Raw genomic sequence first — 11,155 nt, 5'->3', positions numbered from 1 at the left:
GGACCATAACCAGAACGCCGGCCAACCGGCGTACGAATAGAAGCAGAAGATCAGCTCATGGACACCCTCCATCGGAGCCTGGGGATGTTGCTGGCCGGTATGACGGTCAGCATTGCCAGCCATGCCATGGACGCCGCCGATCTCTATGAACGGCGTTCTGCCAGCATCTGGGTCGTGCATGTCCAGGACGGGCAACAACACCAGATCGCCATCGGCAGTGCGGTCGTCACCGGCCGGGACGAACTGACCACCAATTGCCACGTGCTGCGCCAGGGCAAGGTCATCACGGTCAAGCGCGAACAGAAATCACTTCCGGCCAGGCTCAAGTACGCCGATACCGCCCGGGACCTGTGCGTGCTCGGCGCGGACGGCCTGCGGGCGCCGGCCGTGCCGGTGGCGCCGGTTACCACGCTCAAGGTGGGCCAGCGCGTGTACGCCATTGGCGCGCCGCGCGGCCTGGAACTGACGCTCAGCGACGGCCTGATCGCGTCGCTCCACCGCGACGACAGCGGTGAGCTGGTGCAGATTCAGATCAGCGCGCCGGTATCGCCGGGATCGAGCGGCGGCGGTCTGTTCGATGCCGATGGCCGTCTGGTCGGCGTGCCATACATGAGCCTGCGCGAGGCGCAGAACGTCAATTTCGCCATCCCCGCCAACTGGATTGCCGAGGTGCCGGCGCGTTCCGCCATGGCCATCGCCAACTATCGTGCGGAGGTGGCCCAGGCACGCGCGGCCAAGGCGCCGACATCCGCCGCCGCGCCGGGGGCGCCGCCGGTGGGCAGGCGCCAGCAAGCGGAAACGGGAACGTCCAGGGAGGGATTATGAAACGCATGCTGTGTGTGCCGGCGCTTGCCGTCACGGTCGCGATTCTGGCGGGCTGCGCGCCCGCCACCGTCGTGCAATCGAATCGTGCCACCGACTACACGGCCAAGCCGGGCCGGATGTTTGTCATCGGCGGCGCCGGGCTGGGCTGGGGGCCCGGGTTCACTGGCGCGTTCCGCGACAAGCTGCGCGAGATCGGCGCCCAGTGCGGCAGCACCGTGGCTTTCGAGGAAGTGACGGGGCTCGAGCTGGACCAGTCGGAACCGGCCAGGCACGCGGCCGCCTTCCATCCGGATACGCTGATGACGATCCAGCAGGGAGGTGGCGTGGTCAACGCGGTGGGCGATCGTCTCTCGATCCGCTACAACATGGTTCTGCGCGATGTCCACGAGCGCCGCGTGGTCTGGCGCGGCAACTTCGGCTTTGCGCGCGGCGGCACGATGATTCCCATCGAGGAGCGCGGCGCGGTATTCGCGATCGAGCTCACCAACAGTCTCAAGCAGGACGGCATGCTGCGCGGTTGCAGCCCGATCGCGCTGGGATCGGGCGGTCGCCTGCCGGAGGGCGGCAGTACCGCAAAGCCGGCGCCGGCAGCCACGCCGGCGGCGACAGGGACACCGGCGGCGACGCCCGCCGCAACACCGGCTGCATCGCCCGCCGCCATGGCGGCACCGAGGTTGCCGGGCGCCGTGCCGCCCACGGCCGGCAGGGGCGTCAACATGGCCGACCTCGACGGGCTGCTGCCAGCAAAATAACGACAAACAGCGAGCGCGAGCGTGGCGACGCGCGCGTTGGGGGCGTCGCGTCGCCGATGCGTCAGACCTTGATGTCGATGTTCTGACCCAGGTGTGGTGGATTGCTCGGGACGCTGACCTGCGGCATGCCTTGCAGCAATGCCATGACGCCTTGCGCCTGCATGTCGAGCGTCTTGCGCAGCATCAGCAGCGGCACGGGATTGGTCCCGGCGTTGCTGGCGGCACTGACAACGGATGTATCCATGTATATCGTCCGGTCGGTTGAACAAGGCAGGGCAGCGCACGGATGTGGTGCCCTGCACCGTACGGTAACGGCAGCCGGCGGCGATTCTTGAGTTGCACTACAATCGACGCCCATGGACCTCGCCACCCGCCGTTCCGGATTCAGCCGACGCGCCGCCATCGCCCCGATGGCCGGCAGCGTTGCGGCGTGTCGCGTCGCCAAAGCCAAAAAACAGTCGCTCATCTGACCGGAGCGCGCTGTTCCGTCAGATGGGCGACGGAACAGCGGCTTGACGGTCGGGATCTCCCGGCGCTTGCCGAGGATGCTGCGGGTCTTCGTTTTTCCCCTCGTTTTACCCTTCGTTTTACCCGCGCCTCCGGTCACCTCCTGCTCCGCCTCCGTGCCCGTCTGAACGGCCTTCGTACGGTCGACTCAGGAGTTCTTGCATGGCTACGCCTTCTTGTCCGCCCGTCTTCCAGGGCATCTGGTTGCCCCTTGTCACGCCGTTCGCGCACGGTGCCGTCGATCACCGGGCCTTGCGCCGGATGGTCGAGTACTACGTCGGCACCGGCGTCGCCGGCTTCGTGCCGCTTGGCACCACCGGCGAAGCCTATGCGCTCGATGGCGCGGAATACGACGCGGTGCTCGACACCGTGCTCGACGCGGCCGGTCCGCTGCCGGTGATTGCCGGGCTCGGCGGCATGCACGTGCCCGCGCTGGTGCAGCGCGCGACCGGGTTGTCCCGGCTGAGGACGGCGGGGCAGGCGGCCGCCGCGCATGGTCTGGCCGGGCTGCTGGTGGCCGCGCCGCCCTATATCCGTCCGTCGCAGGACGCGCTGCTGACGCATTTCCAGCGGCTGGCCGATGCCAGCGCCGTGCCGCTCGTGCTCTATGACATACCTTATCGCACCGGCGTGACACTGAACGTCGAGACGCTGCTCGCGCTGGCCGCGCATCCCAATATCGTGGCGGTGAAGGACTGCGGCGGCTCTGTGGCCAAGACCCTGGCGCTGATCGCGGACGGACGCCTGGCCGTGCTGGCGGGGGACGACCTCAACGTGCTGGCCACGCTGTGCATGGGTGGCGCCGGCGCGATCGTGGCTTCCGCCAACGTGGCGCCGCGCCGGTTCGCCAGGCTGCATGAGGCGGTACGCGCGCAGCGGCTGGACGAGGCCCGGGCGATCTTCCATGCGCTGGTGCCGCTGATCGGTGAGCTTTACGCGGAGCCCAACCCCGCGCCATTGAAGGCGTGCCTGGCGGCAAACGGCTGGATGTCGGCGGAGGTGAGAGCGCCGCTGCTGCCGGCGTCGGCGGCGCTGGCGGAAAGACTCGCGGCGGTGGCGGTGGACCCGGCACTCCATCCATGAAAGGTGGCCGCCGGAGCTGCCAGCCGATCGTCACCGGCATAGAGAACGGGGCCGGAACCCGCCTGCAATCCGGGCGACGGCGCGCTGGCGGCCGTCGCCGGACCCTGCGTATTACTGCTTGGCTGCCGGCGTGGCCGACTTCTTGTGCGACTTGGACTTCTTGGCCGGCTTGGCGGCCTTGTCGTCTACCAGCGCGCTGGCGGTGTTCTGCCGGGCGCCCTGGCTGTACGGGTCGAACTTGTCGCCGGCCTTGGCGGTATCGGGGATATAGCCGTCCTTGTTGGTCACGCGTTCCGCATCCTGCTGGTAGCCGTCCTTGTTGCTGATGCGGTTGGGATCCGGCACATAGCCATCCTTGTTGGTGGTCCGCATGTTGTAGTCGTAGCGGTCGGCCGGATTGGCGGGGCCGGCCGCGTGGGCGATACCGGTGGACAGCGCGGCCACGGTGGCCAGACCGGCCAGGGCGATAGCAAGCTTCATGAGGGTCTCCTCGTAGGACAAAGGGATAAGCCATCCCGCGCCGTTGCGCGCGCACGGGTCCGACTGCTAGCGTAGCGCCCGGCCGCGCAAACATCCAGCGGCTTCAGGGAAACGCAGAAATTCCCTTGCGGGACGACCAACAGGTGCGGCACTGGGCAGTAATTTGTGATAAAGCAAGCTCTGTACCAAATACCGCGAGGCGGCCCCGTGGCGCCCGCACTGCCTGATCCGGGGCGTCCGTCAGCCGAAAGCCGACTTGCCAGCACCGCGGTGCGGTCCTAAGGTGCTGGCTTTGACCGTGCGTGGGGCGCCGGTCGCCCTGGAGCCAAGAATGCCTTCGTCCATGCCGGAAGACCGCAACCTGCGCATCATGCTGTGGGTGGTAGCCGTCGGCTTCTTCATGCAGACGCTCGACTCGACCATCGTCAACACGGCGCTGCCCGCGATGGCATCCAGTCTTGGCGAAAGCCCGCTGCGCATGCAGTCGGTCATCATCGCCTACTCGCTGACCATGGCCGTGGTCATCCCGGCATCGGGCTGGCTGGCCGACCGCTTTGGCACCCGCACGATCTTCCAGACCGCGATTGCATTGTTCGTGATCGGCTCCCTGCTATGCGCGGCGGCACAGTCGCTGAGCGTCCTCGTGATCGCACGCGTGGTGCAAGGGGTGGGCGGGGCGATGCTGTTACCCGTCGGACGGCTGTCGGTGCTGCGCACGTTCCCGCGCGAGCAGTACCTGCAGGCGCTCAGCTTCGTGGCCATTCCGGGCATGATCGGGCCGCTGATCGGGCCGACGCTCGGCGGCTGGCTGACGCAGACCTTCTCGTGGCACTGGATCTTCCTGATCAACGTACCGGTGGGCCTGGTCGGTGCGATCGCCACCATCCGCTATATGCCCAATGCACGCCTGCCCGGCATCGGTCCCTTCGATATCGGCGGCTATATCCTGCTGGCGACGGCGATGGTGGCGCTGTCGTTCGCGCTCGATGGCCTGGCCGAACTCGGCTTTCAGCCGGCCGTGGTACTGATGCTGCTGCTGGCCAGCCTCGGCGCGCTGACCGTGTACGTGCTGCACGCGGGGCGGCGCGCGCAGCCACTGTTTCCGCTGCGGCTGTTCCGCATCCACGCCTTCAGCGTGGGGTTGCTCGGCAATCTGTTTGCGCGCATCGGCAATGGCGCCATGCCGTTCCTGATTCCGCTCACGCTGCAGGTGAGCCTGGGTTTTTCGCCGTTCGACGCCGGACTGATGATGCTGCCGGTCACCGCGGCCGGCATGGCCGCCAAGCGGCTGGCCACCCATCTGATCGAGCGGCACGGTTATCGGCGCGTGCTGGTGACCAATACCGTGGTGGTGGGGCTGGTGATGGCGTCGTTCGCGTTTATCTCGCCGACGCGGCCGCTGGCGCTGACCATCGTGCAGCTCGCGATCTTCGGCATGGTGAACTCGATCCAGTTCACGGCCATGAATACCGTCACGCTGAAGGACCTCGGCGGCGCCACCGCGAGCAGCGGCAACAGCATGCTGTCGATGGTGCAGATGCTCTCGATGAGCCTGGCGGTGACATCGGCCGGCGCCTTGCTGACGACCTTCCAGCAGGGCATTGGCGGCCATTCGGGCATGGCGGTGCTGCCGGCATTCCATGCCACATTCCTGTGCGTGGGCCTGATCACGGCGGCCTCGGCGTGGATCTTCCTTCAGCTTGCGCCGCACGCGGCGCAGGCCACGCGCGAGGAGGTCAGGCACGCCGGCGAACTTTGAGCTGGCCGGCGGCGCCGCAACCTCGGGCGGAAGACTGGCCGCAAGTCCGGCCGCAGGGCCGGCCAACGCGGCGACGTCGGCCTGCCCGCAAGACTCGAGCGGGCCCTCTCGCGCCCTCTCAGCGCTCTCTCAAGCCGCCATCAGTTCGCAGAAACGCTCGATGTCGACGTTGCCGCCGCTGATCACGATGCCGACGCGCTTGCCCTGCAGTTCCGTCTTCATCGCCTGCGCGGCGGCAAAACCCAGCGCGCCGGTGGGCTCGACGATCAGCTTCATGCGCGAGGCGAAGAAGCGCATGGCATCGATCAGTTGCGCGTCCGTGGCCGTGACGATATCGGTCACGTCGCGGCGGATGATGCCAAACGTGTACTGGCCCAGATGCTGGGTCTGCGCACCGTCGGCGATGGTCTTGGGCGTGGGGATATCGACGATCGCGCCGCTGCGGAACGAGCGCTGCCCGTCGTTGCCCGCTTCCGGCTCCACACCGTACAGCTTGCACTGCGGTGCCAGGGCGCGCGTGGCGAGCGCCGTGCCGGACAGCAGCCCACCGCCGCCCAGCGGCGTGAACAGCGCGTCGAGCGTGCCGACTTCCTCGAACAGTTCCTTGGCGGCCGTGCCCTGGCCGGTCAGCACATCGGGGTGGTCGTAGGGCGGAATCAGCGTCATGCCGTGTTCTTCGGCAAGCTTGCGGCCGATGGCTTCGCGGTCTTCCTTGTAGCGGTCGTACATCACCACGTTGCCGCCATAGCCCTTGGTGGCGGCAACCTTCGCGGCCGGGGCATCCTGCGGCATGATGATCGTGGCCGGCATGCCGAGCAGCCGTGCCGACAGTGCCACCGCCTGCGCGTGATTGCCCGAGGAGAACGCCACCACGCCGCCGCGGCGTTGCTCGGGCGTGAACCTGGACAGCGCGTTGAACGCGCCGCGGAACTTGAACGCGCCCATGCGCTGGAGGTTTTCGCACTTGAAGAACACTTCGGCGCCGAGCATGTCGTTCACGGTGCGCGAGGTAATGACAGGCGTCTTGTGGGCATGGCCTTCAAGACGCCGCGCGGCGGCCTCGACATCGGCATAGGTGGGCAAGGAAAGGTCGGTCATGGTGCTTGCGGGAGGTTGTGACTGCGAGGCAGTCATGGCGGTCATGGCTGTTATGGATGTCATGTCTGGCTGGAGGCCACGACCCGGTGGTCCGATGGTCCGGGTGCTGACGGCCGCTACCAGGGCCAGGCGAGCGCGGTGCCGGCACCGCCCGCGATGGCACGCTGGTGAATCATACGCCCGACGGTCAGGTCCTGAAGCGCAAGGCCGGTCATGTCGAACACCGTGATGTCGTCGGCGTCGCGCGTGAAGCTTGCGTTGCCGGTCAGCAGGTCGCCGATCTCGATGCACGGCAGGCTTGCAGCCCACTGCAGTTCGCCGATGGTGGTGGACTGTTCGCGGTCGTCCACCACCACGGTCGCGCGCGGCAGCAGACCGTCCGGCAATTCGCGCTTGCCGCGGGTATCGGCGCCGACCGCATTGATATGCGTGCCAGGCCGGACCGCGGCGGCGTCGAACAGCGGCCCGGAGCCCGGCGTGGCGGTGATGACGACATCGCTGTCGGCCACCGCGGCGTTGCGGTCGGTCGCATGCACGACCTCGCAGCGCGCGGCGAACTGCGCGACAAAGCCCGCATCGGGCGTGTCATGGGCGCTGACATAGCGAATGGTGCGCAGCCGCGGCAGCATGCGCAGCGCAAATGTCACCTGCACGCGGGCCTGCACGCCGGTACCGAACACGCACAGCGTGGTGCTGTCGGGGCGCGCCAGCTGACGCAGGCCGATACCGCCGGCGGCACCGGTGCGCGCCGTGGTGATCGCGTTGCCGTCGATCAGGCAGACCGGACGGCCGGTGGCCGGGTCGATCAGCATGACGGTGGCCTGGTGCGGCTCGCCGCCGCGTTCGCGGTTGGCCGGCCAGAAGCCGGCAGCCTTGAAGCCGAGCAGCCCCTGCGCGGGCACGTCGCCGGCCTTGATGCCGAAGATGCCCCCGCCCGGCAGTGCCTGGCGGATGACCGGAAACACGCGGCCTTCGCGCTGGCTATGGAGCGTAAAGGCTGCGCCGACGGCGGCAAGTACATCGTCGGGTTGCAGCAGGGGCTCGACCGCATGCTTGTCGAGCAGCAGCAGGGTGGCGTCAGCGGGCATAGCTGTAGACGGTGGCGCGCGACACCCCGAGGTGCGCGGCAATGGTTTCCATGGCGCGCCGCACTTCAAGCAGGCCGGCGGCCTTCAATTCGGTGAGCAGCGCGCGGCGTTCGTCGGTCTTGAGCGCGCGTGGCGTGGTGGCCAGGCGCGCCGCATAGGCATCGATGCGGGCGCGAATGGCATCGGCCCCGGCCGGATCGAGCGTCTCCCTGGGGCCCTCGGCATCCACCTGCATGAACTGCGTCATCGCGCTCTGCAAGCCGCGGAACAGCGTCAGGTCGAGGTTCAGGCACAACGCGGCGATATAGCGGCCGGTGGAATCCTTGATACCGATCGACGTGCTCTTGGCCTGCCGCCCGTCGGCAAACTGGTTCGCATAGTTGGCCAGCACCTGGGCAAAGTCCGGGTCGGCAATGCGGGCCATGCCGAGTTCGGTGGCGGGGTCGCCCACGCGGCGGCCGGACAGGCTGTTGTGAATCGCCAGGATGGCCTGGTCCGGCTCCAGCAGGTCGTGCACCACGACTTCGCAGAACGGCGCAAAAGTTTGCGCGAGGCCAGCGGCGATCTGCCGGAGCTGTTCGAGCATGGCGCGTTGTTCGGGCGTACGGGTGGGCATGAGTGGGATGGCACGGGAAGGGGCACGGCCTGTTTATACAGTTTGTATAAACATAGACGTTTTGTCAAGAAGCCGGCAAAAAACAAGGCGCATGGTGCGCCTGGGGGTTGCACGGGGCAGGAGCGCGGGCAGTGCGGAAGGGGGCGCCAGCCGGCGCCCCCCGCCGCGTCATCGCTATGCCGCGTCTTCCACCCGGATCTCCGCCAGCAGCTTCTTGAGCTCCGGCACGCACGAACCGCAGTTGCCGCCGGCCTTCACGCAAGCCGTGATCTCGGCGGGCGTCTTCAGGTCGTGCTCGCGAACCGCGTCGCAGATGGTATGGCGGCCTACGCCAAAGCAGGAGCACACCGTCGGGCCGGCGTCCGCGATTTTCTCCATCGGCTGACCGAGCAGCAGTCCGATGCGGTCGGCGTCTTCGAGCCGCGCCTGGCCGAACAGCTGCGACAGCCAGGCGCGCGAAGGCAGTTCCGGCCGGGCCGAGACGAACACGCAACCCTGCAGGCGGTCGTCCACCACGTAGCCGGCATGGTAGATGCCGGCGGTGCGATCCTCGTATTCGATCCAGTCGGCGTCGGCATCGACGGCGCCGAGCAGCTCGCGCGCCCAGGCCGAACGATCGGCAATCGCTTCCCGGCCCGCGAATTCGTAGCGCTGGAATTGCCGCCCCTGCACGCGCGTCCACCAGGTCAGGCGGTCGGCATCGAGCGTGGCGCGCGTCAGCGCAAAGCCGTGCCAGGACACGCGGAATTCCTCCACATGGACCGGCGTGTGCTTGAACTCGGGTTCTCCGCTGACGGGGTCGACCACCGGATTGACCAGCGCGCCCACGCGCGCGTCGGAGCTGAACTGGTCGTTCCAGTGGATGGGCACGAACACGGTGCCGCGCGCAATGCCGCCGCCGTGCCGCACGCGCGCGACCATCGCGCCCCAGCGGCTGCTGATGCGCGCCAGCTTGCCTTCGCTCACGCCGCACAGCAGCGCATCCTGCGGATGCATGTCGACGATCGGCTCGGGCATATGTTCGCCGAGCCGAGCGGAGCGGCCGGTGCGCGTCATCGTGTGCCACTGGTCGCGCACGCGCCCGGTGTTGAGCACCAGCGGATAGTCATCGTCGGTCGCATGCGCGGGCGCGCGGGCCGCGGTGGCCACGAAGCGCGCACGGCCATCGGGGTGAGCGTAGCGGCCATCGAGAAACAGGCGCGAAGTGCCCGCGTCGGTGCGCCTGGCCAGCGGCCATTGCACGGGCGCGAGCGCATCGTAATCGCGCCGGTCGAGTCCGCTCAGCCCGCCGATATCGAACGCGCGCCATGCATGGCCGGGCGTATCGTCGCCATTGCGCCACGCCGAGAGCCGCGCGTGCTCGTCGAAGATCTCGTGCGGGCCGCTGTAGTCGAAGCCGGCAAAGCCCATGCGGCGTGCCACATCGCAGACGATGTCCCAGTCGGCGCGCGCTTCGCCCGGTGCGGGCAGGAAGGCGCGCTGACGCGAGATGCGCCGTTCGGAACTGGTCACCGTGCCGTCCTTCTCGCCCCAGCCGAGCGCGGGCAGCAGGATATGCGCGCCGCCGTTGGTGTCGGTGTGCGTGACGATGTCGGACGCCACCACGAGTTCGCACCGGGCGAGCGCGCGGCGCGCCTGATCCGCATTGGGCAGGCTCACCAGCGGGTTAGTGGCCATCACCCACACCGCCTTGACGCGGCCGGCCTCGATCGCCTCGAACAGGTCCACCGCCTTGAGGCCCGGCTGGTCGGCCATGGCCGGCGCTTGCCAGAAATCCTGCACGATCTCGCGATGGAGCGGGTTGGCCAGTTCCATATGCGCGGCCAGCATATTGGCCAGGCCGCCAACTTCGCGCCCGCCCATCGCATTGGGCTGGCCGGTCAGCGAGAACGGTCCCATCGCGGGTTTGCCGATGCGTCCGGTCAGCAAATGGCAGTTGATGATGCTGTTGACCTTGTCGGTACCGGCGGACGACTGGTTCACGCCCATCGAAAACGCCGTGACGACTTTCCCGGTACGCGCGAAGAGATCATAGAACGTCTGCAGGTCGTGCGGATCGAGTTTGCACGCGCGTGCCACGGTGGCGAGATCGGCGCCATCGGCTTCCGCCGCGCGCAGCGCATCGTCAAGGCCCGCGGTATGGGCGGCGACAAACGCCTGGTCGGTATGGCCATGGCGCCGCAGATGACTGAGCAGACCGTTGAACAGCACGACGTCGCTGCCCGCGCGCAACGGCAGGTGCAGGTCGGCCATTTCGCAGGTGGCGGTGCGGCGCGGATCGATCACGACGATCTTCATGTCCGGGCGCGCCTCGCGCGCGCGCGACAGGCGCTGGAACAGGATCGGGTGGCACCAGGCGGCGTTGGACCCGACCAGCACCACGAGGTCGGCCGCCTCCAGGTCTTCGTAGCTGCATGGCACCAGGTCTTCGCCGAACGCGCGCTTGTGGCCGGCCACGGCGGACGACATGCACAGGCGCGAGTTGGTATCGATGTTCGCCGAGCCGATAAACCCCTTCATCAGCTTGTTGGCGACGTAGTAGTCCTCGGTCAGGATCTGGCCCGACACATAGAGTGCCACCGCGTCGGGGCCGTGCCGGGCGATGACCTCGGAGAACCCTCGCGCCACCGCGTCGAGCGCGGTATCCCACGAGACCTGCCGTAGCGTGCCGTCGGCATCGCGCATCTGCGGATGGAGCAGGCGGCCTTCCAGCCCGAGCGTATCGCCCAGCGCGGAACCCTTGACGCACAGGCGGCCGTGGTTCGAGGCGTGGTCGGCATCGCCCTGGACTTCCACCTGGCCGTCGGCGCGCACGGTCGCGCGCACGCCGCAGCCGACGCCGCAATAGGGGCAGGTGGTCGAAGTGGTCGTGGTGGCGGTGGCGGATACCACTGCAATGTCGGACAGATTCACGCTTGCTCTCTCAGTACATCCGTACTACGAATGC

The 11,155-nt window shown here is 68.0% G+C and carries 10 protein-coding genes; 4 read left to right on the top strand and 6 right to left on the bottom strand.

Features of this window, described 5'->3' with window-relative positions; genetic code table 11:
* Positions 1–57: 57 nt before the first annotated feature.
* On the top strand, positions 58–825 hold the full coding sequence (locus DFLDMN_RS26230; RefSeq protein ID WP_423198671.1) for a S1C family serine protease: 768 nt from the start codon (positions 58–60) through the stop codon (positions 823–825).
* On the top strand, positions 822–1,577 hold the full coding sequence (locus DFLDMN_RS26225; RefSeq protein ID WP_423198670.1) for a hypothetical protein: 756 nt from the start codon (positions 822–824) through the stop codon (positions 1,575–1,577). The genes DFLDMN_RS26230 and DFLDMN_RS26225 overlap by 4 nt, the downstream gene beginning before the upstream one ends.
* Positions 1,578–1,638: 61 nt before the next feature.
* Here DFLDMN_RS26225 and DFLDMN_RS26220 read toward each other — a convergent pair whose 3' ends face one another.
* Positions 1,639–1,821: a YjfB family protein gene (locus DFLDMN_RS26220; RefSeq protein WP_423198669.1), complete on the bottom strand. Its 183-nt coding sequence runs from the start codon at positions 1,819–1,821 to the stop codon at positions 1,639–1,641.
* Between the two features lie 425 nt (positions 1,822–2,246).
* On the opposite strand from DFLDMN_RS26220, the gene dapA reads away from it, so the two are divergent.
* Positions 2,247–3,167 carry a 4-hydroxy-tetrahydrodipicolinate synthase gene (dapA, locus tag DFLDMN_RS26215; protein ID WP_423198668.1) on the top strand — a complete coding sequence of 307 codons (921 nt, stop codon included), beginning with the start codon at positions 2,247–2,249 and terminating at the stop codon, positions 3,165–3,167.
* A 111-nt stretch (positions 3,168–3,278) separates the two neighbouring features.
* Here the strand turns inward: dapA and DFLDMN_RS26210 are convergent, their stop codons facing one another.
* Positions 3,279–3,647: a hypothetical protein gene (locus DFLDMN_RS26210; RefSeq protein WP_423198667.1), complete on the bottom strand. Its 369-nt coding sequence runs from the start codon at positions 3,645–3,647 to the stop codon at positions 3,279–3,281.
* A 331-nt stretch (positions 3,648–3,978) separates the two neighbouring features.
* On the opposite strand from DFLDMN_RS26210, the gene mdtD reads away from it, so the two are divergent.
* Positions 3,979–5,406, top strand: coding sequence for a multidrug transporter subunit MdtD (gene mdtD, locus DFLDMN_RS26205; RefSeq protein WP_423198666.1), 1,428 nt, complete (start codon positions 3,979–3,981; stop codon positions 5,404–5,406).
* 129 nt (positions 5,407–5,535) lie between these two features.
* Here mdtD and DFLDMN_RS26200 read toward each other — a convergent pair whose 3' ends face one another.
* From DFLDMN_RS26200 to DFLDMN_RS26185, 4 genes are all read right to left on the bottom strand, one after another.
* The gene (locus DFLDMN_RS26200; protein ID WP_423198665.1) at positions 5,536–6,504 is read right to left on the bottom strand and encodes a threo-3-hydroxy-L-aspartate ammonia-lyase; all 969 of its coding nucleotides are present in this window, start codon (positions 6,502–6,504) and stop codon (positions 5,536–5,538) included.
* Positions 6,505–6,620: 116 nt separating this feature from the next.
* Entirely contained in the window at positions 6,621–7,592 is a 972-nt protein-coding gene (locus DFLDMN_RS26195; RefSeq protein ID WP_423198664.1) for an ornithine cyclodeaminase family protein, read from the bottom strand.
* On the bottom strand, positions 7,582–8,208 hold the full coding sequence (locus DFLDMN_RS26190) for a helix-turn-helix transcriptional regulator (protein WP_423198663.1): 627 nt from the start codon (positions 8,206–8,208) through the stop codon (positions 7,582–7,584). Before DFLDMN_RS26190 ends, DFLDMN_RS26195 begins: the two co-directional genes overlap by 11 nt.
* Before the next feature lie 174 nt (positions 8,209–8,382).
* The gene (locus DFLDMN_RS26185) at positions 8,383–11,121 is read right to left on the bottom strand and encodes a molybdopterin-dependent oxidoreductase (protein WP_423198662.1); all 2,739 of its coding nucleotides are present in this window, start codon (positions 11,119–11,121) and stop codon (positions 8,383–8,385) included.
* Between the last annotated feature and the right edge of the window lie 34 nt (positions 11,122–11,155).

This window comes from Cupriavidus sp. H19C3, assembly GCF_049393815.1.
In the GTDB taxonomy this organism is placed as follows: domain Bacteria; phylum Pseudomonadota; class Gammaproteobacteria; order Burkholderiales; family Burkholderiaceae; genus Cupriavidus.
The sequence above is the reverse complement of the archived record's forward strand: the minus strand, read 5'-3'. Positions and strand labels throughout refer to the sequence as shown.